25 protein-coding genes are annotated in these 23,506 nt (G+C 58.9%); 18 read left to right on the forward strand and 7 right to left on the reverse strand.

Annotated elements, in window-relative coordinates:
- Positions 1–49: 49 nt before the first annotated feature.
- The 3 genes from OA90_RS20835 to OA90_RS20845 all read right to left on the reverse strand — a co-directional run bounded on the left by OA90_RS20835 (position 50) and on the right by OA90_RS20845 (position 1,740).
- Complete coding sequence (locus OA90_RS20835) at positions 50–628, reverse strand: TadE/TadG family type IV pilus assembly protein (protein ID WP_082837180.1); 579 nt, start codon at positions 626–628, stop codon at positions 50–52.
- A 4-nt stretch (positions 629–632) separates the two neighbouring features.
- Positions 633–1,130, reverse strand: a complete 498-nt coding sequence (locus tag OA90_RS20840) for a TadE/TadG family type IV pilus assembly protein (protein ID WP_208986231.1) — start codon at positions 1,128–1,130, stop codon at positions 633–635.
- A 145-nt stretch (positions 1,131–1,275) separates the two neighbouring features.
- Entirely contained in the window at positions 1,276–1,740 is a 465-nt protein-coding gene (locus OA90_RS20845) for a pilus assembly protein N-terminal domain-containing protein (protein ID WP_068416854.1), read from the reverse strand.
- A 523-nt stretch (positions 1,741–2,263) separates the two neighbouring features.
- Here OA90_RS20845 and OA90_RS20850 point away from each other — a divergent pair.
- The 9 genes from OA90_RS20850 to OA90_RS20890 all read left to right on the forward strand — a co-directional run bounded on the left by OA90_RS20850 (position 2,264) and on the right by OA90_RS20890 (position 11,434).
- Positions 2,264–2,455, forward strand: coding sequence for a Flp family type IVb pilin (locus OA90_RS20850; protein WP_068416857.1), 192 nt, complete (start codon positions 2,264–2,266; stop codon positions 2,453–2,455).
- A 277-nt stretch (positions 2,456–2,732) separates the two neighbouring features.
- Positions 2,733–3,248, forward strand: a complete 516-nt coding sequence (locus OA90_RS20855) for a prepilin peptidase (RefSeq protein ID WP_068416860.1) — start codon at positions 2,733–2,735, stop codon at positions 3,246–3,248.
- A 342-nt stretch (positions 3,249–3,590) separates the two neighbouring features.
- Complete coding sequence (gene cpaB / locus OA90_RS20860) at positions 3,591–4,358, forward strand: Flp pilus assembly protein CpaB (RefSeq protein WP_068416864.1); 768 nt, start codon at positions 3,591–3,593, stop codon at positions 4,356–4,358.
- A gap of 44 nt (positions 4,359–4,402) precedes the next feature.
- Positions 4,403–5,809 carry a type II and III secretion system protein family protein gene (locus OA90_RS20865; protein ID WP_208986233.1) on the forward strand — a complete coding sequence of 469 codons (1,407 nt, stop codon included), beginning with the start codon at positions 4,403–4,405 and terminating at the stop codon, positions 5,807–5,809.
- Positions 5,810–5,819: 10 nt separating this feature from the next.
- A complete protein-coding gene (locus tag OA90_RS20870) occupies positions 5,820–6,530 on the forward strand; it encodes a CpaD family pilus assembly protein (RefSeq protein WP_068416870.1) in 711 nt (236 codons plus the stop codon).
- Between the two features lie 56 nt (positions 6,531–6,586).
- On the forward strand, positions 6,587–7,846 hold the full coding sequence (locus OA90_RS20875; protein ID WP_208986234.1) for an AAA family ATPase: 1,260 nt from the start codon (positions 6,587–6,589) through the stop codon (positions 7,844–7,846).
- Between the two features lie 30 nt (positions 7,847–7,876).
- Entirely contained in the window at positions 7,877–9,415 is a 1,539-nt protein-coding gene (locus OA90_RS20880) for a CpaF family protein (protein ID WP_068416876.1), read from the forward strand.
- A 7-nt stretch (positions 9,416–9,422) separates the two neighbouring features.
- A complete protein-coding gene (locus OA90_RS20885; protein WP_068416879.1) occupies positions 9,423–10,442 on the forward strand; it encodes a type II secretion system F family protein in 1,020 nt (339 codons plus the stop codon).
- An 11-nt stretch (positions 10,443–10,453) separates the two neighbouring features.
- Positions 10,454–11,434: a type II secretion system F family protein gene (locus OA90_RS20890; protein WP_068416882.1), complete on the forward strand. Its 981-nt coding sequence runs from the start codon at positions 10,454–10,456 to the stop codon at positions 11,432–11,434.
- A gap of 206 nt (positions 11,435–11,640) precedes the next feature.
- Here the strand turns inward: OA90_RS20890 and OA90_RS20895 are convergent, their stop codons facing one another.
- Positions 11,641–12,420, reverse strand: a complete 780-nt coding sequence (locus OA90_RS20895; RefSeq protein WP_068416996.1) for a tetratricopeptide repeat protein — start codon at positions 12,418–12,420, stop codon at positions 11,641–11,643.
- A 314-nt stretch (positions 12,421–12,734) separates the two neighbouring features.
- On the opposite strand from OA90_RS20895, the gene OA90_RS20900 reads away from it, so the two are divergent.
- The 3 genes from OA90_RS20900 (at position 12,735) to OA90_RS20910 (ending at position 15,469) form a co-directional block, all read left to right on the forward strand.
- Complete coding sequence (locus OA90_RS20900) at positions 12,735–14,126, forward strand: leucyl aminopeptidase family protein (RefSeq protein WP_068416885.1); 1,392 nt, start codon at positions 12,735–12,737, stop codon at positions 14,124–14,126.
- Between the two features lie 62 nt (positions 14,127–14,188).
- Positions 14,189–14,539, forward strand: a complete 351-nt coding sequence (locus OA90_RS20905) for a MarR family transcriptional regulator (RefSeq protein WP_068416888.1) — start codon at positions 14,189–14,191, stop codon at positions 14,537–14,539.
- Positions 14,540–14,587: 48 nt separating this feature from the next.
- Positions 14,588–15,469, forward strand: a complete 882-nt coding sequence (locus OA90_RS20910) for an NlpC/P60 family protein (protein WP_068416891.1) — start codon at positions 14,588–14,590, stop codon at positions 15,467–15,469.
- Between the two features lie 94 nt (positions 15,470–15,563).
- Here OA90_RS20910 and OA90_RS20915 read toward each other — a convergent pair whose 3' ends face one another.
- Positions 15,564–16,283 carry a hypothetical protein gene (locus OA90_RS20915; protein WP_068416999.1) on the reverse strand — a complete coding sequence of 240 codons (720 nt, stop codon included), beginning with the start codon at positions 16,281–16,283 and terminating at the stop codon, positions 15,564–15,566.
- Positions 16,284–16,449: 166 nt separating this feature from the next.
- Between OA90_RS20915 and OA90_RS20920 the strand changes: the two genes are divergently transcribed.
- Entirely contained in the window at positions 16,450–17,316 is an 867-nt protein-coding gene (locus tag OA90_RS20920) for a LysR family transcriptional regulator (protein ID WP_068416895.1), read from the forward strand.
- Positions 17,317–17,465: 149 nt separating this feature from the next.
- Here OA90_RS20920 and OA90_RS20925 read toward each other — a convergent pair whose 3' ends face one another.
- Entirely contained in the window at positions 17,466–17,765 is a 300-nt protein-coding gene (locus OA90_RS20925; RefSeq protein ID WP_156510580.1) for a hypothetical protein, read from the reverse strand.
- Between the two features lie 111 nt (positions 17,766–17,876).
- Positions 17,877–19,100, reverse strand: coding sequence for a DNA recombination protein RmuC (gene rmuC / locus OA90_RS20930; RefSeq protein WP_244274687.1), 1,224 nt, complete (start codon positions 19,098–19,100; stop codon positions 17,877–17,879).
- 89 nt (positions 19,101–19,189) lie between these two features.
- Here rmuC and def point away from each other — a divergent pair, with 89 nt between their 5' ends.
- From def to truA, 5 genes are all read left to right on the forward strand, one after another.
- Positions 19,190–19,708: a peptide deformylase gene (gene def / locus OA90_RS20935; protein ID WP_068416899.1), complete on the forward strand. Its 519-nt coding sequence runs from the start codon at positions 19,190–19,192 to the stop codon at positions 19,706–19,708.
- A 72-nt stretch (positions 19,709–19,780) separates the two neighbouring features.
- Positions 19,781–20,413 carry a MarC family protein gene (locus tag OA90_RS20940; protein ID WP_068416902.1) on the forward strand — a complete coding sequence of 211 codons (633 nt, stop codon included), beginning with the start codon at positions 19,781–19,783 and terminating at the stop codon, positions 20,411–20,413.
- Positions 20,414–20,572: 159 nt separating this feature from the next.
- A complete protein-coding gene (gene fmt, locus OA90_RS20945) occupies positions 20,573–21,511 on the forward strand; it encodes a methionyl-tRNA formyltransferase (RefSeq protein WP_068416904.1) in 939 nt (312 codons plus the stop codon).
- A gap of 20 nt (positions 21,512–21,531) precedes the next feature.
- Complete coding sequence (locus OA90_RS20950) at positions 21,532–22,071, forward strand: N-acetyltransferase (protein WP_068416907.1); 540 nt, start codon at positions 21,532–21,534, stop codon at positions 22,069–22,071.
- Positions 22,071–22,892, forward strand: a complete 822-nt coding sequence (gene truA / locus OA90_RS20955) for a tRNA pseudouridine(38-40) synthase TruA (RefSeq protein WP_068416909.1) — start codon at positions 22,071–22,073, stop codon at positions 22,890–22,892. Before OA90_RS20950 ends, truA begins: the two co-directional genes overlap by 1 nt.
- The last annotated feature ends 614 nt before the right edge of the window (positions 22,893–23,506 follow it).

Here is a 23,506-nt window from a genome sequence, read left to right on the forward strand (position 1 = left end):
TCCACGACGGATCAAATACGGGAGAGTTATTATCACGTTTCGGAACGCGTCAGCAGTCGCTGCAACTCACCGTGTCCGTCAGGCGCGGCCGAAAATAGAAAATGTCTTGCAGGGTATACTTGGCAAGGCGGGGGAAAGCCTCTGTGAAAAGCCCGGAAAATGGTGGCGTATATACATACGTACTTTCGGCGATCACGATCGAGGTGAGCGGGTTTGAGATCGCCTCTGGCAAGAGGACCGGCGGGGCAGCTCCCACGTCCCAGGGATTTTCCTTGTTGCTGTAGCTCCAGTCGACGATTGGTTCGCCGTCTTCATCGAAAGTGACACTTGAAATGATGGTCTTGAGAGAGTCGTCCGGATAAGGGTCGAGTATCTTTTCACCCAGGGCCAGGATGTCATCCAGTTCATCGGTGCTCAGGGTCTGGGCCTGTGAGACCAGGTCGGTTGTCGAGTTTGCGATGCGGCTGACCTTCCGGTCCGCGTTGATCGCACCTGAAAGTTCCGTGATTCCGATCAGGAGGATCAGCATGAAAGGCAGGATAAGCGCGAATTCCGTCGCAGACACACCGTGCCTGTCGCGCCAGAGCTCGTGCAACTGCCTGGAAATCCTGCGAGCCGGCCGGATCATGAAACTATTCCCAGGGTTCATTACGAAAGACCAGGGTTGATGTCAGATGACGCACGCCGCCGCGATCTTCAGGGTAAAGCTCGAGGTTGGACATCATCATGGGCCATTTGTAAATGACGTTCATGACCACGATATCGCTGGCGTCTCCGGTCACGAATTGCAGATCCTCCCGAATATTGCCTTCGTCGTCGTAGAGGCTTGGAGCGGCATTTGCTTCCGCGAAACTGTCCACGGACACGACTTCGACGGACATTCTGCTGGCGTCGCAGACAAAAGTTGGCAGGAAACCGCAGATCTGATCCCTGAACTCGTCTGCGGTAAACGTGCCTTCCTGAGCCTGTCCTGTCCTGATCATCCTCGCGGCGCTGACGACCGCGTCATCGACCATACGGTTGACCACCAGAACAAGACCTACTTCCATGATGCCTATCGACAGGACAAAGAACGGAATGCCGATCATGGCGAACTCAATCGCGGTCACGCCGCGGTCGTCTTTGAGCAACGACCGACGGTTTCTGCGTCTGAATGGCCAGAAAGACCGTTTCCTGCCGCGCATTGAGAGCTCGCTCCGCAAAACCTTTGGGATCAACAGAACGCCAACCGGAATCGTTGGAGCTCCAAAAGTCGATCGATGTTAAAATTCACGCCTATTTACCGCCGCCGGCCGCTTCCAGCGCGAGGACGTTCCGGGCCGTTGCCTGTTCGGCGGTTTCGTTGAACGAATCCGCGTTATCGCCGAGGCGAAGCGTCGGCTCACACGTCGGATGGCAGGAAAGCGTTTCGCGTTCCACTTTCCGATAAACCGAGACGATATCGGTTTCCGAAGCGCGCACGGTAATCTCCTCGTCCACGATCGGCTTGTTGTCGACATCCAGGATAACGAGGTTGGTGGTGCCGTAGCTTTTGCCGGTAATGACGACCGTGTTCTTGTCGAACATGGCCACGTCGGCAATGAACGGATTTCCGACGATGACTGCGGAAGCGCCATCTTCGATGCGGAACACCTTGGCGCGATCGACGGTTACCATGACCGGCCCGTCCTGCGCCATCGCCGCGCCTGCCTGAAACGCGAACACAAGCACGCCAGTCCATCTGATCAGGTTCGAAAACATGCTTATGAGTACTCCATGTGCCACTTTTCCTGCGAGATCATGCCGTAGACGTAGTGAACGATCTGCTAACGCCCGGCGGCAAGAAGAGTAAACTGCCGCCGTTGCAGTATCCGCGGTGTGGGGCAGGGCAAGGGTGTATTCACCGGACAAACCGAATATTGTGCCCACATTGAAAGAGTGGGAAACGATGTTTCATCTGAATACATGGCGATGAAAAATCTTCAATGAAAGTATATTTAATGAATACGATAGCAAAAAAGCGTTTGATTATATAAGGGTATGAAATTATGCAGAGTATAGAATTAATATTTATTTTTATATTAAATTAATTTAGGGCATTAACCCAATTTTATCTATACCATTCGTTAACTATAGCAGCCGTTCAGCGCAATTCATTGGTAGTAATTGGTAAATTTAACTGGTTGGAAATCTATTTACTCTAGGTTCGCCCCATGTCCAATTGGACCCGAATAAGATCCAGCGGACTTGAAGCTGTCAGTTTTTTGGTACTTGGAGCAAACATATGAAAAATCTTCTGAAACGCTTCGTCAACGACGAATCCGGCGCAACTGCAATCGAATACGGTCTGATCGCAGGCCTTCTGTCCATCGTGATCATCGGCGCCGTTGCGGCCACCGGTGGATCGCTTACCGATTTGTTCGGCCGTATTTCCGGTCAGCTCGACGCCGCCGGTGTGGCAGAAGCTACCGAATAATACAGTCTGACTGCCGGGGAGAAACCCTGGCCAGTCCACCGTAAAGAAAACGGGCAGCCTGCTGCCCGTTTTTTTGTGCGCCGACGCGTTTTCCGCGCGCTCTTTTTGGCAGCGCATGCTCTCGGTGACCAGGCCACTCCTGCCGGGCATCGGTAAAAAATTAACAATCGACCTCTAAAATTCCGCGCAATGATTAGAGCGTATCGCGTTTGGGCGGATTCATGGTGTCCTGCAATCAATTGAATGCGACACGCGCTGAAGATTGAGCGGAAGCCCGATGATCGAAGCAGCCATTCTAGTGATTTTCCCGATGCTCGTCGCCTTTGGCGGCGCGTCTGACCTGTTGACGATGACGATTCGCAACAGGGTGTCTGTTCTCCTGATCGCCGGATTCGCCGGTCTTGCGCTTGTGACGGGTCTTCCCCTGAGCGGCTGGGGAATGCATGCATTGGGTCTGCTTGTGGTCTTTCCCGTCTGCTTTGGATTTTTCGCGGCCGGCTGGATGGGCGGAGGCGACGTGAAATTCATCAGCGCGATTGCATTGTGGATCGGACTGACGCCTGAACTCGGTGTTTTCGTTTTATTCGTCGCTTTTTTTGGAATGCTGCTGACCTTTGCGCTTCTTTTCGTTCGCAAATTTGAAGTGGTGCCCACGGCCCTTGCGACGCAGGACTGGTTCGCGCGGCTGCACGACAGCAAAGGTGGAATACCCTACGGCATCGCGATCGCAGCCGCCGGCCTGACGGTCTATCCGTCGACCGAGTGGTTTCAGTTGGCGGTTCAGGGCATTTAGCGCATGTCGCATTAAATTGAATTCAGGAAACCGCCCGAACGCATTTACCAGGCAAACGCTGCCTCGGGGGATTCCTGAACCCATGACTCCGCTTGAACGCGATACACTCCAGCGCACATAGGGACCCTGATTCCCGGCAGACACTGGAAAACGTCTGAACGGCTGGTTTCCGCGGCTGTGAAATTAATTATTCGCAAATTGCGATAGATTTAAGAAATCATTCAGTAAAGTTAATGAATATTAACCAAAATCATCTAGATCTGGTTAACCATGTTTTGACTAATTACCCCCCATTCTAGCTTCGAATGGCGCATCTGCGCGCAGGAATATTGGGTATAGGTCATGAAATTTGCTCGAATTTTAGTACTGGCAGTAGCCGTGGCTGCAGGTTTCCTGGCTTTCCGAATGGTCATGATGTCCGGTGGAAACGACGCTGAACCGAAAACCGCGCAGGCCCCGGCCGCCGAGCGGAAACAGGCCCAGGTGCTTGTCGCGGCGAAGGATATTCCGCTTGGCGGAAAGTTGTCGGCGGCGGATATGTCCTGGTCCCCGTGGCCGGAGGATGTGATTCCCAAGGGAGCCGTTACGAAAAGCGCCTCTCCCGTAGCGGACAAGGAGCATGTGGGCCAGATCGCCCGGGCTCCGATTTTCGCAGGCGAACCGATTCGCCCGGAACGTCTGATCAGCACAGACAAGGGCTTCATGTCCTCCATTCTGCCAAAGGGAAAACGCGCCAGCGCGGTAAGCGTCGAAGCTGAAACCACGGCAGGAGGCTTCATTCTTCCCGGTGACAAGGTCGATCTCATCCTCACGCGCAGATCCGACGAGGGAGCCAGCAGCCAGACAATTCTGGAAAACATCCGTGTGCTGGCGATCGACACGACGACCGCGGGTGAGCAGGACAAGAAAAGCCTCTCGCCCAAGAAGACCGCGACCCTGGAGCTGACACTGCCGCAGTCGGAAATCGTGGCGCAGGCGCAGCAGATAGGAACGATATCCCTGGCCTTGCGCAGTGCCCAGGATTCTGCCGACGACGCAGCACCGGAAAATGATCAGCGCCGTGGCATGAGCTACGTGAAATATGGCGTGACCAGCAAGTCGGGTTTGTAATGACACGGGTAACAACAAGAAAGTTCAGCGCAAGGGGCGCGATGATGAACCAGCTTTTCAAGTGCGTGGCAGCCGTGGCGTTTGTCGCTGCGGCGATAACCATGACGGCACCTTCCGCCGTGGCCGGGGACAATTTTCCGAGCCAGGTTCATATCGCCGCCGGAGAACGGGCGAGCGGGCGGATCCTGAATGTCGGCGTCGGCCGGTCGGTCGTTGTCAATCTGGCGGAAGACGCGGCCGATGTGCTCGTGTCCAATCCGGAGATCGCGGATGCGGTTCTGCGAACGCCACGCCGGATTTTCATCATTGGGAACACGGCCGGCCAGTCCCGGGTCGTGTTTTTCAGCCGCAGCGGCCGTGAACTGGCGAGCTTTGATCTCCGGGTCGAAAGAGACACCTCCGACATGACCAGGATCATCCGCAAGTTGATCCCGGGGTCAAACATATTCGCCGAATCCGTCAATGGCAGCGTCATTTTGAGCGGAACAGCGAAAAGCACCATTGAAGCCCAGCAGGCTGCGGATATCGCTGCAAAGTTCCAGGGCACCGGAAATGCCGAGGACGTCGTCAATCTGATATCCGTCGAGGGCAAGGATCAGGTGCATCTGAAGGTAACCGTGGCGGAAGTCGAGCGTTCGGTCATCAAGCAGCTCGGGGTCCAGTTTTCCGGATCTATCGGCGTGGGGAATTTCACTCCCTTCGGGGAGAACCTGCCGGACTTTCCGGTGAATCCGACCATCGTCAACCAGGCGGTCGCCGGTTTCGGCTTTACGAGCGGCGCCACCAGCCTGGCCGCCCAGGTGGAAGCCTTGCAGCGGGACGGCGTCATCAGAACACTTGCGGAACCGACCCTGACGGCCATAACCGGCGAGAATGCAAGTTTCCTTGCAGGCGGTGAATTCCCGATCCCGATCGCGCAGGACGACGGCGAGGTAACCGTCGAGTTCAAGAAATTCGGTGTGGGCCTCGATTTCACACCCGTGGTGCTGTCCGGCGGACGCATCAGCCTGAGGGTCAAGACGGAAGTGAGCGAGCTCAGCAATGACGGCGCCGTTTCCGCAGGCGGAATCACGATCTCCGCGCTGAAGGTCCGCCGCGCCGAATCGACCATGGAACTGCCTTCAGGCGGAACGCTGGTCATGGCGGGGCTCCTGAAGGAATCCTATCAGCAGGCGATCGACGGTGTTCCGGGCCTGATGCAGATCCCGATCCTGGGCGCCCTGTTCAAAAGCCGGGATTTCCTGCGCAAGCAAACGGAACTCACGGTCTTCGTGACGCCCTATGTGGTGCAGCCCGTGGCAGCTCAGAAACTTGTGCGGCCCGACAAGAACTTCATGCCGCCATCTGATGCGGAAACGGTTTTCCTGAATCGTCTGAACAAGATCTTCAGTCCGGCCGGCGATGCGGTCGAAGGCACCTATCACGGCCAGGTCGGCTTTATCTACAAGTGAGGACGGACGGATGAATACCAATACTACGGTCCGGGCTGCCACAGTTTCCAGATCCGCCCTTGTACTCTTGGGATGCCTGATCATGGGCGGCTGCCAGGGCTCGCAATCGCAAAGCCAGATTCTGGCGTCCAACGACTACCGGCTGCGGCACCCGATTGTCATCACCGAGGAACCGGAAACCCTTGACCTGCCGATCGGCCGTAACACGCGCCGGCTTTATGGTCCTGTCGAAGGTACGGTCACGCAGTTTGCAATGGAAAGCCGGCGCAAGGGCAATGGCGCGGTAGAGATCCTCGTTCCCTCCGGCGGAGCGAATGAATCCGCCGTCCATGCGGTCACCGGCAACATACGCACGGCGCTGCAGCGCGGCGGTCTGGGCCGCTCGCAGATCAGTACGCGCACCTATGCGGTCAACGACCCGACCGCCGATGCCCCGATCCGGCTCTCCTACGCAAGGATGCAGGCGACTGCGGGTCCTTGCGGCAACTGGCCAAAGAACATCGGCGGTGGATTTGGCGCAAACATCGAATACGAGAATTTCGGCTGCGCCACGCAGTCCAACCTCGCTGCAATGGTTGAGAACCCGTCCGACCTGCTGACGCCAAGAGCAATGACGCCGGCCGATCAGAGACGGAGAGCGGTCGTCATCGAGAACTACAGAAAAGGCGACGTGACTTCCGGGGAATATGAAGAAGGCGTCGGCGCCGAGGTCTCTGAATAGGTGATGATATGAGTATAAATTCAGACTTGAGTGAAACGGCCGGCCATTTGGATACCATGTCGTTGCCTGATGAACAGCAGTTCGCCATCAATGACGAGGCCATGCAGATCGGCCCGATCCCGCGCATCACGATTCACGGATTTTTTCTGAACGACGCGTCCATGCGTATCGCGGAAGCGGCGATGGAAGACCGCCGGCTGGCCAAGGCTCATCTGAAACTCGATATGGGCGGAATTCCGGCTGCCATAGAGATCTTTTCGCAAGCGCCGACACCGAACCTGATCATCGTGGAGACGGCGGGCGACAAGGAAGATCTCATTGCCAGTCTCGATAATCTGGCCGAATTTTGCGACGCCGGCACGAAGGTCATTGTCGTCGGTGACGTCAACGATGTCACGCTCTACAGGGATCTGATTGCCCGGGGGGTCAGCGAATATCTGATCACCCCGATCAGCGTCCTGCAATTGATTTCCTCGGTCGGAACCCTTTACGCCAGCCCCGAGGCGGAACCTCTCGGTCGCACGATTGCGTTCTACGGTGTGAAAGGCGGCTGCGGCGCCTCGACAATCGCACACAACGGTGCCTGGTCGCTTGCGCGCTGCTTCGAGAGCGAAGTCATTGTCTCCGACCTGGATCTGCCCTTCGGCACGGCGGGTCTGGATTACAATCAGGATCCGCTGCAGGGCGTGTTCGAAGCCGTGTCCTCGCCCGAACGGCTGGATGAGACCTATCTCGACCGTATCCTGACGAAATGCAGCGAACACCTCAGCCTGCTCGCCGCGCCGGCAACCCTGGAGCGGACCTACGATCAGAACGAAAAGTCATTCGAGCTGCTCCTGGAGACCATGCGGGCAACGGTGCCTCATGTGGTGCTGGACCTGCCGCATGCCTGGAACGCGTGGATCAGGAACACGTTGCTGAATGTCGATGAAATCGTGATGGTCGCGGAGCCTGATCTGGCCAATCTTCGCAACGCCAAGAACGCCGCCGATATGTTGAAGCAGATGCGGCCGAACGACCGGCCACCGCACCTGATCATGAACAAGGTCAACATGCCCAAGCGGCCGGAAATCAAGCCGGATGAATTCGCCGGAGCGCTCGGACTGACCGTTCAGGCGTCGATCCCTTTCGAGCCGCAACTCTTCGGCACCGCGGCCAACAACGGCCAGATGATCGCCGAACTGGATGGCAAGCATGCCATCACACAAATGTTCGATGACCTGGCACAGTCCGTTTCCGGCAAGGCGCAGCCGAGCAGGCCCTCCAGGTCGAGCCTTGGCGGTTTGTTGTTGAAGCTGAAACGTAAGGCCGGCTGACCGGTTCTTTAACGGAGCAGATAGTTCGTTATGTTTGGAAGACGTGGCAGTTCATCGTCCGGAGTGGGGACAGTCAGACCGGCAGACGTGCCGGGGCTGCAGGAGGCGCTTGCGCCGGACGAAGACAACAGCCATGCGGAAGCTCCCGTATCGCCGCCGTCCGTGCAGACCGAGCCTGAAAAACCACCGGCTTCCGCTCCGTCGCCGTCCGCAGCGTCGCCGGCACCGGGACAGGCGCAGGATGTCGTGCAACCGGCTCCTTCGCCCCGCAAGAAGAACAACGAATATTACGAGACCAAGGCGCAGATCTTCAACGCGCTGGTGGAAGCGATCGACCTGTCGCAGCTCGCCCGTCTCGACGCGGAAGATGCCCGCGACGAAATCCGCGATGTCGTCAATGACATCATCGCCCTCAAAAATGTCGTCATGTCGATTTCCGAGCAGGAAGATCTGCTTGAGGACATCTGCAACGACGTGCTCGGCTATGGTCCTCTGGAGCCACTGCTGGCCCGCGACGACATCGCCGACATCATGGTGAATGGCGCTCACACGGTCTATATCGAGACCGAGGGCAAGGTCGAACAGACCGCCGTGTCCTTCCGCGACAACGCCCAGCTGATGAACATCTGCCAGCGCATCGTGAGCCAGGTTGGCCGGCGGGTCGATGAATCCAGCCCGATCTGTGATGCGCGTCTGCCCGACGGCTCGCGCGTCAACGTCATCGCGCCGCCCCTGTCGATCGACGGGCCGGCACTCACCATCCGGAAATTCAAACGCGATAAGCTGACCCTCGACCAGTTGGTGAGATTCGGATCTATCACGCCGGAAGGTTCGACGATCCTGCAGATCATCGGGCGCTCGCGCTGCAACGTTCTGATTTCCGGTGGTACCGGCTCGGGCAAGACGACGCTGCTGAATTGCCTGACAGCCTATATCGACCATACCGAGCGCGTCATCACCTGCGAGGATTCCGCGGAGCTTCAGCTCCAGCAGCCGCATGTGGTCCGGCTCGAGACACGCCCGCCGAACCTTGAAGGCGAGGGCGAGATCACCATGCGTGACCTGGTGAAGAACTGCCTGCGTATGCGCCCCGAGCGGATTATCGTCGGCGAGGTGCGCGGACCGGAGGCCTTCGATCTGCTGCAGGCGATGAACACGGGCCATGACGGTTCCATGGGCACGCTGCACGCCAACTCGCCCCGCGAGGCTCTGTCCAGGCTTGAATCGATGATCACCATGGGCGGCTTCTCTTTGCCCTCCAGAACCCTCCGGGAAATGATCGTCTCATCGATCGACGTGGTGGTGCAGGCCGCCCGCCTGCGCGACGGCTCCCGGCGGATCACCCATGTGACCGAGGTCATGGGCATGGAAGGCGACATCATCACCACACAGGACGTCTTTCTTTACGACATGGTCGGCGAAGACGCGAACGGCCGGATCATCGGACGGCACCGCTCCACCGGCATCGGCCGGCCGAGATTCTGGGAACGCGCTCGTTACTTCGGCGAGGAAGCCCGTCTGGCTCAGGCTCTGGATGCGTCAGAGATGCCCGAATATGTAGCGGATTGAGGCACAAATGTCCGGACTTGAAGAACTGCTTACTCCACAGGTCACCGGCCTTGCCATCGCGCTTCTGGTGATGCTTGCGGTCGGGGGCGTCATTTTCAGCCTGTTCCAGCCGCAGCTCTCAGGCAGCAAACGGCGCGACCAGAGACTGCAGGCGGTGGCGGAACGCCCCCAGAGTGAAAAGCAGCGCAAGCATTTGCGTGACAATGACCGCCGTCGGCGTTCCATTCAGGATCAATTGAAGGAATTTGACGACCGGCAGAAAGCCAAGCAGCACAAGCAGCAGAAAATTTCCCTGAAGGTCCGTATGGAACAGGCGGGACTGAGCTGGGAACTCAAGCACTTCATCATCTTCAGCGTGGTTTGCGCGCTCGTCTTTATGGTGATCGGCTTTTTTATCAGCGGTAACCTGCTGATCATTGCTGCGCTGACATTTGCAGGCGGTCTGGGGTTTCCGCGCTGGTATGTGTCCCGCAAGCGCAAACGCAGGTTCGAAGCCTTTTTGAACGAGCTGCCCAACGGTGTGGACATCATCGTGCGAGGCGTGAAAGCCGGCCTGCCTATCGGTGATTGTATCAAGGTGGTCGGGCGGGAAGCCCGGGAACCGGTTGCCGGCGAATTCCGCAAGATCTCGGAAACTCAGGTAATGGGCATCTCGCTGGCCGAAGCGGTTTCGAAGCTGCCGGAACGGGTTCCTGTCGCCGAGGCGAATTTTTTCGCGATCGTCGTCGCCATTCAGCAAAAAGCGGGCGGCGGTCTTGCGGAAGCGCTCAACAACCTCTCCAGGGTGCTGCGTGGCCGCAAGGCCATGAAGGGCAAGATCAAGGCCCTGAGTTCGGAAGCCAAATCGTCCGCGGCGATCATCGGCTCGTTGCCGTTTTTCGTTGGCGGGATCATTTTCCTGATCTCCCCTTCCTACATCATGCTGCTGTTCACAACGACCACCGGCAACATCATTATCGCGGGCTGCCTGTTCTGGATGTTCATCGGCATCATGGTCATGCGCGCCATGATCAATTTCGACTTCTGACGAGGGACGGCATGAATCTCGATACGATCGCCTCAACCCAGTTCCTGGCGGCAATGCTTGCGATGGTCGCCGTTACGGGGACGATCTTCTCCCTGGTCTGGCCGATGATTTCACGCGATGCGCTGAAAACGCGCATGAAGTCGGTTGCCCTTGAGCGCGACCAGCTGCGCGCCAAGGAAAGAGCCCGCCTTCTGGAAAGCCAGACCAATGCAAGGGCGTCGCTGCGCAACCAGCCGAAGGAGAAAATGAAGAATTTTGTCGACCGGCTGAACCTGAGGGAAATGCTGTCGGACGAAAGCACGGTTGAACGGTTGCGTATGGCCGGGTTTCGCGGTTCCGCGCCGCTTTACTATTTCCTGACCGCGCGCATCGCATTGCCCGGGGTCCTTTTCGTCTTTGCGATCACCTATGCGTTTCTGGTGTTGCCGGCAACGCTTCCGGCTGTCACGAAAGTCTGTTTCTGCATCGCGATTGCCGGGCTCGGCGCCTTCGTGCCGAACGTCTACCTGAAAAACAAGATCGACAAACGCAAGCGCTCGATTCAAAGAGCCTGGCCGGATGCCCTCGATCTCATGCTGATCTGCGTTGAATCGGGAATGTCTATCGAGGGTGCGTTCCAGCGGGTCGCGGAAGAGGTGGGCATTCAGTCCATCGACCTGGCGGAGGAAATGTCTCTGACCACCGCAGAACTCTCCTATCTGAGCGAACGGCGGCAGGCCTATGAGAACCTTTCCAGGCGCACCGGTGTGGACGGTGTCAAGAACGTCATGATGGCGCTCATTCAGGCCGAACGTTACGGGACGCCGGTGGGCTCGGCCATTCGCACGATGGCGGATGACACCCGCGACCAGCGCATGCTCATGGCCGAGCAGAAGGCCGCATCGCTGCCGCCGAAACTGACCGTTCCGATGATCCTGTTCTTCCTGCCTGTGCTGTTCTTCATCATCATGTCTCCCGCAGTGATGCAGGTCATGGATATGGATGCTTTCTAGGGCCTGTGAGGATTTGGGGTTTCCATTTGCGCCGGACAGACGGCGCATCGAACGGAATCGATTGCGAACTCAACAGCAGGTTCGTTTCAGAAAGATGCAATGTTTCTGGTGGAAGACCCTGAAGGAAATTCCGCACGCGCCCGCAGCGTGTCCGCTCAAGCGGATTTCGATTTCAGCCGGTTCGATAAATCCCTGACGTTGTCGTATCAGCCTTGGCGGTTCTGCATCATGGATCGCAGATAGGCGATATTGGCCTTCGCCTGCTGGGGATCGAGTTCAGCCTGAGCGACCTGGATGGCTTCGTCATATTTGCCCTGAATGCCGAGAACCAGGGCAAGGTTCTGGCGCACGCGGCTGTCCGCGCCGGGCAGGGTAGCCGCGCGCCGCAGCGTGTATTCCGCATCGGGAAGCTCGTTGGACAGGAGATAGGACAGGCCGAGATTGTTGAGCAGGCTCGGATCGTCCGGAGCGATTTTCAGGGCCTGCTTGTAAAGGCCCCTGGCCGTCGAGTGTTCACCCATCTGGTCATAGATGGCAGCCTCGGCGGACATCAGCTTCCAGTCCGGCATGTCTGCCTGCTGGGCGCGTTTCAGGACGTTGAGAGCTTCCTCGAAACGGCCGTTCATCGCCAGGACCTTGCCGTAGGCCGACGCGACTTCCCGGTCCTTCGGATAGTTGATCACGCCCGATCGCAGAACCGCCATGGCTTGCGGCGTCTGACCGTTCTGACTCAGTGCGTTGGAATAGCCCAGAATGGCCGCGCGGTTCTTCCGGTCCTTCTGGTAGGCCTTCGACCATTTGGACACCGACGAAATGGCTTCGCGCGAGCCGGGTGTCGTATAGTGGGCACCGTAGCCCGGAGAGTGCGTTCCGGTGTTGGATTTGTTCGAAGCGCAGCCGGCCACCAGGACAAGCGCGGTCATTGCCATCAGCGTCGAGGCGAGACGGGCGCGGCTTGGAAACGGACGGGTCACTGGCGCATGCATCTTCAACATCCTGGGGTCTGCAGCAATACTGGGTTCCCAATAGAAATAGATAATTAACCCTAATGCTTGGTTAAACGGCTTCGCGAATTGCAACGCGGCAGCCAATTTCGGCGCCCTCCTGCCGTCTGCGGGCAGGTTGCGTCCTGCTGTCGTGCGGCAAGAACGTGCCGCGTTCAGGCGGAAACATGGGTTCAGGAAAATGCTCGAGGCAGCGTTTGCATTGCAGATGCGTTCGGGCGATTTCCTGAATTCAATTTGGCGCGACATGCTCTAATCTGGGTGACAGCGATTCTTGAAATTTCGGAGTATCTCCCGTGCGTGACTGCCTTGTGCGTAAAAGCGACGTTTCCCGGTCGACCCCCATCATTGCCGTGACCGAAGCCGGTCTCCCGCAGGTTCTGGACGAACTCGGAGACGCGGCGAAAAACTGGTGCGGGGTGAACGACTTCACCGCCAAAGCCTCGACCTTTCAGCTTGTGCCGGGCTTGAGCGGTGCCGGAGCGGCGGTCCTGTTTTCTGTCGCGGAAACCGGTTTGCCGCATCCTTTCGCGCTTGGCGGGCTCGCGAATGCCCTTCCCGAGGGCGATTACCATCTCGCCGAGGGCTTTCCGGATCAGGAGCAGGCCGCGCTCGGCTTTGCGCTCTCCGCCTATGCGTTCGGTCGTTACCTAGCGTCGCCCGGCAAGAAGCGCCGCCTCGCTGTCGATGACGACGTGGATCTCGGCCGGCTGCACATCATTCTGGATGGCGTTCAGCTCGCCCGGGACCTGATCAACACGCCTGCGAACGATCTGGGCCCGGAGGAACTGGCGGCAGCCATCGAAACCCTGTTCGAAAGCCATGGCGGCAGCGGCAGGATCATTGCCGGCGACGACCTGCTGGACGAAAATTTCCCGATGGTTCACGCGGTCGGACGGGCGAGTTCGCGCGCGCCGCGCCTTGCGGATTTCTCCTGGGGCCGGGAAGGGGATCCGAAGGTGACGCTGGTCGGCAAGGGCGTCATCTTCGATACCGGCGGCCTGAACATCAAACCGGGTTCTTCCATGGCCCTCATGAAAAAGGACATGGGCGGCGCGGCCAACGTTCTGGGCCTTGCCTCGATGATCATGGCGGCCAACCTTGGCGTGCGTCTGCGGGTGATCGTGCCCTGCGTCGAAAATTCGATTTCCGGAAATGCCTTCCGGCCGGGGGACATCCTCCCCAGCCGCAAGGGCCTCACGGTCGAAATCGGCAACACGGACGCGGAGGGCCGTCTGGTTCTGGCCGACGCGCTTGCGCTGGCGGATGACGAAAATCCGGATCTGCTGGTCGATATGGCGACCCTGACCGGTGCGGCTCGTGTTGCACTCGGCCCCGATCTGCCGCCGTATTTTACCCATGACGATGAACTGGCCGAAGATATCGCCGTGATGGCCGAAGCGGCCAACGATCCGCTGTGGCGTATGCCCCTCTGGCAGCCCTATATGAAATATCTCGACAGCAAGGTGGCGGATATCAACCATATCAACACCTCCGGAGCGGGATTTGCCGGTGCGGTGACGGCGGCGCTGTTCCTGTCCCGCTTTGTCGAAAATACCGGCAGTTGGGTCCACTTCGACATTTACGGCTGGACGCCCATGGACAAGCCGGGGAAACCGGCCGGTGGCGAGGCGCAGGGGATCCGCTGCCTGTTCGACCTGATTTCGGAGCGTTTTGCAGGCGCATAATAACGGCTCCGAAATGTTTTTGTGTTTCGATAGCCACAAGTTGGATGGGAACCTGACAATCGATGGCTGTCGAAATACGCGCCTCCCAGGCGTTGAAATTGCTGCACGAGGTGAACCTGGCGCTGGTGCGCGACAGTGAACAGGATCTGTCCGCCCGCCAGCTGACAATCCTTCTCACCGTCTATCTCGAACCGCCACCGCACACGGTTCGCGGTCTTGCCGCAAAGCTGAACGTCACCAAACCCGCCATCACCCGCGCGCTCGATACGCTCGGCGGCCTGCGGTTGCTGTCCCGCAAACGCGACGAAGCCGACAAACGCAACGTGATTATCACCCGCACGGTTGAAGGGGCTCTCCATCTGGAGCACCTTGGCGACCTCGTGGTTGAAAAAGCTGCGGAGCTGCCGCGCTGACTCAAGGCCGTTTCTGTTTATTGCATCATCGGGAAACGATTGACGACCATGGCCCAGAATTTCGACCGACGCCGCCATCCGGTTCGCCCGGATCTTGCCGCCAGCGACTATGAGGGACTGGCGGATGCCGGGCGCTTCGTCGAGGGCGAAGTCTTTCAGGTGAAAGCCGACCGTCTCGCGATCCGGCCGGAACCGCGCTCGGACCGCCCGATCGATACCGAAGCCCTGTGCGGCGAATGGCTGACCGTCTATGAGCAGACGCCGGAAGGCTGGGCCTGGGGCCAGCTCGACACGGACGGCTATGTCGGCTGGTTTTCCTCCGATGCCCTGGGCACCGTGGCGGCGGCAACGCACCGGGTCAGGGCACTGCGCACCTATCGCTACCCGGCGCCGGATCTGAAATACCCGCCTCTTGGTCTCCTGTCGCTCGGATCGTTGGTGACGGTGACCGGGGAGGTGGAAACCCGCGGATTGACCTATGCGCTGCTCGGTGACGGTTCGGCTGTGGTCGCGAATCATCTCGTGCCGCTGGACGATCGGGAAGAGGATTGGGTGTGTGCTGCGGAGGAACTGCTCGGCACGCCCTATCTGTGGGGCGGGCGTTCAAGTCTTGGTCTGGATTGCTCCGCGCTGGTGCAACTCGCCGCGCAGACCGGCGGTTATGACCTGCCGCGCGACAGCGACATGCTGGAAGCCGAAGCCGGGGAGGAAATCCCGCACGGCGATCCGGCGGCACTGCAACGCGGCGACCTGCTATTCTGGAAAGGTCATGTCGGCATTATCGCAGGTTCGGGAAGGTTGCTTCATGCCAACGGCTACACCATGACGGTGGCCTTTGAGCCGCTAGGCGAGGCAATCGAACGGATTGCGGCTACGGAATGGGGCGAGATCACGCGGGCCCGCCGCCTGCCGGTGCCAGGCAAGTCCTGAGGGACCGCGCCACGCGGCTGCGAGGCAATAGGTCTTGCGAAACAGAGACGCGCCCGGTGTGGAAAACGCCGGGCGCATTCTTTGGGTGCCGGACTTACTTGATCGCGAGAATATCGAAATTGCTGACATTCGCGACAACACCGTCGTCCCACCCGCCCGCGACAAGGGCCGAAGCTTGTTCCTTTAGCAGGCCTGCCACTTTACCCGCAAAATGGGCTTCGCGACCGGAGTCGTCGGCAAAGATGTCGAAGATCGCAAAATTGTTTTCGTCGATCTGCAGTGCGGCCCAGAACAGCGTCTTCGGCTCTGTTTCGGCGACGATGGGCCCGGCCGCGCCCAGCAATGCCGCCAGTTGCTCACTCTGTCCCGGCGCGGCTTCGAGCTTGATATAAGTGGCTGTCGTTGCGCTATAGAGATCTGCAGGTGCCTTTGCCGACAGCACGTCTGAATTGTTGATATTGGCGACAACGCCCGCATCCCAGCCACCCTTGACCAGTGTGTCTGCGTTCTCGTTCAGCGCGGCGGCGACAACACCCGAAAAATGCGCGTTTCTCGCGTCATCGTCGACGAAGATATCGAAAATGGCCAGCGTGTCATTGGCTTGAAGGGCAAACCAGAGCGCGGTTCCAGGTTCGGTCTCCTTCACCAGGGGGGCGGCGCCGGCCAGGAACTCGGCGAAGGCGTCAGTCTGGCCATCGGCAGCAGGCATGGTGATGTAGCTTGCGGTGTGATCTTTCATGGCGTTTTCCTGTGCGTTTGCGGTACCGGCGAACAAGGACAGTGCGGCGAGTATCTGCAGGATCCGGGTTTTCATGGTCGCTTCTCCTTCGCGTTTCATCGTTTGAGTTCCGATGCGCTCTTGTCCCACGACGGGCCACTCCGACTCCAATCCCGGATTTCTATTTTACGATGGGCATTGACTATGGAAGCAGATCCGACAATCTGAAGGTTCCGAAGCGCCAGGTCAGCGGGAAACGTCAATGGAAATGAATCAGGTTCGCTACTTTCTTGCCGTCTGCGAACATCGGAATTTCACCCATGCGGCAAGCGCGGCGAATGTTTCGCAGCCCTCCCTGACCGCAGCCATCAAGAAACTGGAAAATGAAATGGGTGGCCCCCTGTTCATCAGGGATCGCGCGGGGTGTCGGCTGACACCTCTCGGAAAACTTCTGCGCCCAAGGCTTGAAAGGGTTCAGCAGGAAACACGGCAGGCAAAGGCCGAAGCCGTACGGCATGCGCGGTTGGAGCGTGTCCCGATCCGCATTGGTGTCGGTGAGACCATCGGACATAACAGGATTTCCGCAGCGGTGGAGCGGTTTCGAACACGCCTTCCGCAAGCTGAAATCGAGCTGATTGTCGCTACGACGGACGATTTGCTCGCAGGGCTTCGTGAAGGTGACTACGACATCGTTCTGACCGCTGGGCAGGTCAGCCCCGAGCTCTATCGAATAGATCCACTCTATCGAGAAGAGTATCGTGTGGTGGTCGCGAGGGATCATCCATTCTGCGAGCTGCAGGCCGTGACGCTTGAAACACTCGCCAACACGAACATGCTGGACCGCCCGAACTGCGAAATGCGTGACACGCTCCATGCCACTTGCTCGGACCTCGGGCACGTCCTTTATGCGGCTTATCGCTCGAATCGGGTCGACTGGTTGCTGGAGCTCGCACGCCAGGGGTCCGGCGTCGTGATCCTTCCGGCAACTGCAATCCCGGCCGATCCCGCGCTTGAGTCGCGGCCAGTCGAGGGGATCGAAATCTCCCGCGAGGTCGTCGCCCTCAGATTCCGGCATCAGGCGTCAAGACCCGAAGCCAATCAACTGGTTCGGGAGCTGTCACGAAGTTAGCTATCTGCGAATTGGTTTTTTCAACCACTCTGCGCGAAGCATCGACCTGGACAGAACCTTGCTTCTCGGACCAGATCACCCAGGCTCTGTAGCTGGTTGGGGGGCAACACCTGAAACGGCCACCTCCTGCAGCCAAACGGCCCCGACATTCAGACCGACGCGGCGATGTCCTGCCACAGGGCGTCGGCGTCCCGGGTCGCTGCAGGTTTTCCGGCGCGCCGGAACCAGTAGGCCGCGTTGCCCGGATCGTTCTCGATCAGGTGGCACAGGGCGTGGATCCAGTCATGCTCCGTGTCGCCTTCGCGGCTCTGGCAAATCTCGTGCGCTTTTTCCCATTCGGGACCGAGTTCCAAACCGCCCTTTTTCAGCCACCACAATGCCTGCCGGGGAGGGGAGAAACTGGCAGGTGGTTCAGCCGGAGAAAAATCCATCGGTGTCTGACTGGACATGAAACGCTCCTGTGTCAGTGCTGAAAACCGGTGCAAGGGCAAATCTGTCCGATGCCGTCAAGTCATCAGGCTTGTAGCTGCGCCGGATGCATGGGTGAGAACACAAAAATACTACGTTTCCGGCGAAATGGCGAGCGATGGCTCCGCAGGGGAGGCGTCGTCCTTTTCCCCCTGGATATCGCCCAGTTCCAGATCCTCGATCCTGCGGCTGCGTTTGCTGATCTTGTCGGTGGAAATCAGGATCTGGTCGATATCCTTGTTCACCTGGGTAAAATGCGACTGCAGCTTGCCGACCCTGTCGTTCAGGCGGCTGACATCGACGATCAGATGTCCGACCTCGGCCCGGATCAAATGCGCCTGTTCGCGCATCTTGGCATCGCGCAGAACGGACTGGATGACCTGAATGGAGAGCATCAGCAGAGAAGGGGAGACGATCACCACCCGCGCGCGATGGGATTTCTGCACCAGATCCTCGAAGCTTTCATTGAGTTCCGCGAAGACGCTTTCCGACGGCACAAAGAGGAAGGCGGTATCCTGGGTTTCTCCGGGAAGCAGGTATTTTTCGCTGATGTCCTGAATGTGTTTCGTGAAATCCTTGCGGAACTGGGCCTGGGCGTATTTCAGCTGGTCGTCGCTTTCCGCTTCGCGCAGCAGATTGAAAGCTTCAAGCGGAAACTTGGCGTCGATGGAGAGAGAAGGTGCGCCGTTCGGCATGTGGATGAGGCAGTCCGGGCGGCTGTTGTTGGACAGCACCGCCTGGAAGGAATAGGTGCTCGGCGCCATCTGGTCCTGGACAATCGCCTCCATCCGTCCCTGCCCGAAGGCACCCCGCGTCTGCTTGTTGGACAGGATCGCCTGCAACTGACCGACCTGACCGGACAGGTCGGTGATCGTGCGCTGCGCCCGGTCGATGACGGCGAGTCGCTCATGCAGGTGCCGCAGCCCATCCTGTGTGCGTTTGCTGGTATCGGCCATGGACAGGCCGAGCTTGTGGCCCATGCCGTCCAGGCGCTCGTTGACGGAACGCATCATGTCGGAATGCCGCGAGCCGAAGACTTCGGCCATGGTCTGCATGCGTCCTGTCATCTCGCCCTGCGATTTCAGAAGCTGCGACAGATGGCTCTCCAGCTCGTGAATGCGCTCGGTCGCGGCCGTATCGGCCTCCGCGCGCAGCCGGATCTCGCGAATGGTCTTCAGGCCCAGCCAGAAAATCAGGGCAAGCAGCACCAATCCGCCGACAATTGCGGTTTCCAGGGCCGTCACGGGGCGGCCACTCAATTCAAACAGGATCTCATTCATGAAACAAACATAGAACGATTCGGTCCGTGCGCGCATCCGGCGGTCCGTTCATGGCCGTTGAAAACGTAGGGCATACCTGCGTTTTCCGCGTTGACCCGTACGAAATGATTGCCTATGTGAGGCGAATGACAACACGCCCGATCATCACAATTCCCGATCCGGTCCTGCGCGAGGTCTGTGCCCCAGTCGAAACAATCGACGACGGGATACGCGCGCTGGCGGACGATATGCTGGATTCCATGTATGAAGCGCCCGGCATCGGCCTGGCCGCCAGCCAGATCGGTGTCCTGAAGCGCATGTTCGTTCTGGATGTTTCCAAGGACGAAGAGCCGAAGGCGCCGATGGTCTTCATCAACCCGCAGATCGTCTGGTCGAGCGAAGACACCTCCATTTATCAGGAAGGCTGTCTGTCGATCCCGGAATATTTCGAGGATGTGGAGCGCCCGGCCGAGGTCACCGTTCAGTTTCTGAACCGGGAGGGCGCGGAACAGGAAATCAAGGCCGAAGGGCTTCTGGCGACCTGCATCCAGCATGAGCTTGACCATCTCAACGGGAAACTGTTCATTGACTACCTGTCGAAGCTGAAGCGCGACAGGGTAGTCAAGAAATTTACCAAACAGGCCAAACTGGCCGGCAAGCTCTAGGGTCCGCAGTCCGGGTCAGAAGACCCGGGGTCTGTGACTTGAAGTTGTTGAATTGCTGAAGGGGTGGCATTCATGGATCAGGCCTTGTTCCTGAAAATCTTCGCTGCGCTCTTTGCGATCATGAACCCGATCGCCAACCTGCCGGTGTTCCTGTCTCTGACGGCGGACCGGGGGGCGGGATATGAACGCAAGGTCGCCTTCACCCTGCTGATCAGCTTAAGTATCGGCGCGGTCTTTATCGGCGTGACGGGGGATGCGATCCTGCAGGTCTTCGGCATCAGCCTCGATGCCTTTCGCCTCGCCGGCGGGTTTCTGATCCTCCTGATCGCCCTGAACCTCATTTCCGGGGAAAAGAGCAAGGCCCATCACGGTAGTACCGAAGAACGCGAGAATGCCGACCAACAGGACAATCCTGCGATCTACCCGCTGACGGTTCCAATTCTCCTGGGGCCCGGAACGATCTCCACCATGATCATCTACCGGGGGCGGGTGACCGACACCCCGCAGGAGATCGCTTATGTCGCCGCCGTCGCCGCCGCGATCGCCGTCCTGGTCGCCACCTTTTTCGCCGCTCCTTTCCTGTCGCGGTTTCTCGGTCAGACATCGACCAGCGTGATGAGCCGTCTGATGGGCATGATCCTGGCGGCCATTGCCATGGAAATGATGGTCAGCAGCCTGAAGGTGCTGCTGCCGGGACTGGCCTGAACGGCGATCTGATGTGAGACCGGCCCTCATCCCGGGAGCATGCTGAGTACTGCGGTGGCCAATGGGTCGCAATCTCCGGATCAAGCCGGCCAGCACCCTTGCAAGCCATGGCCCGAGGCGCAATAAGGGGGCAAATTCCACAAACCGCTCAGGAGCGTCATGTCCCTTCGCGTCGTTTTTATGGGCACCCCGGATTTCTCGGTGCCGACCCTGATGGAAATCGTCGGGCACGGGCACGACGTCGTCGCCTGTTATTGTCAGCCGCCGCGTCCGGCGGGACGCGGCATGGATCTCAGGAAGTCATCGGTCCACGAGGCCGCTGAATCCTTTGGCATTCCGGTATTCACACCAAAGAGCCTCAAAGGTGTGGCGGAACAGTCCGAATTCGCGGAACTGGACGCGGATGTCGCGGTGGTGGTCGCCTATGGCCTTCTGCTGCCCCAGGCCATTCTGGACGCTCCCCGCGAAGGTTGCCTCAATCTTCATGCCTCCATTCTTCCCCGCTGGCGCGGGGCGGCGCCGATCAACAGGGCGATCATGGCCGGCGACAGGGAAACGGCGGTACAGGTCATGCGCATGGAGGAGGGGCTGGATACCGGGCCGGTCTGCATGTCGGAAACCGTCGCCATCGGTGAGGATATGACCGCCGGAGAGCTTCACGACCGGCTCTCCGCACTCGGTGGTGACCTGATGGTCCGCGCCCTGGCGGCTCTTTCCCGCGGCGGCCTCGGCGAGCAGCCGCAGGCCGAGGAAGGAGCGACCTATGCGGCAAAGCTGTCCAAGCAGGAGACCCGCATCGACTGGAGCAAACCGGCGCAGGAGGTTCACAACCATATCCGCGGCCTTTCACCGTTTCTCGGCGCCTGGTGCGAGATGACGCTCGGGGGAAAGCCGGAGCGTGTGAAAATCCTGCGCAGCACCCTGGCCGATGGGCAAGGCGCTCAGGGAACGGTTTTGGAAACGGCCGATGGCCCGGTCATTGCCTGCGCCACCGGTGCCGTGCGTCTGGATCAGGTCCAGAGGGCAGGCAAGAAACCGGTGAGCGGCAAGGATTTCCTGCGCGGGACTTCCCTTCCTGACGGCACGGTTCTGGAATAGGATCGATGCAGGAGAGATCGATGACCAATGCTGCCGGCACTTCCAATCTGACATTCAGGGATGTCACACCCGCGGACGAATCCGTTGTGAAGGACCTTCTGGAAGCGGCGTTTCCGTCCGACATGGAGGCCCGTCTCGTCCACAAGCTGCGCCATTGTGGTGCGCTTGTACTTGAGCAGGTGGCCGCGGACGGCAAGGACAATGTGCAGGGCCACGTTGCCTATAGCCGTGTGACGCCGGCCGCCATTGGCCGCGCGCAGGGCCTGCAGGTCGCATGCCTTGCTCCGGTCGCCGTCTGGCCGGACCGGCAGCGCACCGGCATCGGCTCGGCCCTGATCACGGCCTCGCTGGAAAAGCTGAAGGGCATGGGCGAGGATCTGGTGCTGGTACTCGGTTATCCGGGCTATTATCCGCGGTTCGGTTTCGATCCTGTTCTGGCGCGCAAGGTTCAGGGGCCCTATGCGGGAGACGCTTTCATGGCGCTTGCATTGACGGAAGCGGGGAGCCGCGACCTGCCGATAGAGGTGGCCTTCGCCACGCCGTTTGAAGAATTCGAATAATGCCGCGATACAAGCTGACGGTGGAATATGACGGCCGGCCGTTCTGCGGCTGGCAGCGCCAGAGCAACGGACCGTCCGTTCAAGCTGTGATCGAGCGCGCCCTGAAATCCTTTTCCGGGGAAGACGTGACGATAGGCGGGGCCGGCCGCACGGACACCGGTGTTCATGCGACCGGTCAGGTCTGCCATGCGGATCTGTCGAAATCCTGGCCGGCCAGAACGGTCATGGGTGCGGTGAACTTTTATTGCCTGCCCGATCCGGTCGTCATCCTGGATGCTGAGGAAATGCATGATGGGTTTGACGCCCGTTTTTCCGCGATTCGCCGGTCATACCGCTACCGCATTCACAATCGTCTCGCGTCGCTGACCCATCAACGGGGTCTGGCCTGGCATGTGAAAGCGGATCTCGATGCTCAAGCCATGCACGAAGCGGCGCAGGAATTCGTCGGCCATCACGATTTCACCACCTTCCGGCACACCCGCTGCCAGGCCAAAAGCCCTGAAAAGACGCTGGAGCATTTTTCCGTTCGAAGGGACGGCGAATTTGTCCTTGCCGAATGTTCTTCCCGCTCGTTCCTGCACAATCAGGTCCGCTCCATGGTGGGATCCCTGCGCCTGGTAGGCGAGGGTAAATGGGGCCCTGGCGACATTACCGATGCCTTGCAGGCCCGCGATCGCACCGCCTGCGGCCCGGTTGCTCCGTCCGACGGGCTGTATCTCACCCGCGTCGACTATCGCCCGGTGGAGGTCGATCTGGCGGAGTGGAAAGACAAGCAGGCGCGCAAGGCCATATCGGCGGTTGAGCAGAATGACCCAATCTAGCCGGGAAAAGTTCTATGCCTGTCCATTCCCTCCCGGAGCCTTCCCCGAATCAGCGTGGCGAAGATCCGCATTCAGGCAATCGCGGACTCTTTCGGTGAATAGCGCCTGGCGATCCTGTATTTTTACGCCAGGACATTTTCTGGACATCTATTGAGTGCATGAGTTGCGATGTTGCCGCAAAGATTGCGGTTGCGCGACCTGCCTTTGCGCATTTGCACATGGCGTGTTTCCTGAGATCGCACGCGTACCAAAGCCCGTCGGCACGTTTGACGCGAAACCGAATCGCAGGCTCTGGAGAGCGACCGCGGCAATGACGTTGTTTGTTGGCGCTCATTGCAAGTAGTCCGCAAAAACCGCAGGAATTGGCGGTTTTCCGGTGGTGGCGGGGCCGCAGAGCAATACGACCGGACATGTTTCCGGATGGCTTTCGAAAACAATTTCGCCTTGTGAAGTCGGTCGCTGTGTCAAAAAATTAGACACTTGTACAAATAGACTCGTTGACAAAATTACATTGAAAGTCTAATTGTGCACCATCGTCAATTTTACGTCCCTCGAATGCGAAGGTGCGATCAACGCAACGGACAACTGCGTATGAGCTAAAGTAAAAAAATACA

It is taken from the genome of Labrenzia sp. OB1 (assembly GCF_001624695.1).
GTDB lineage: Bacteria > Pseudomonadota > Alphaproteobacteria > Rhizobiales > Stappiaceae > Roseibium.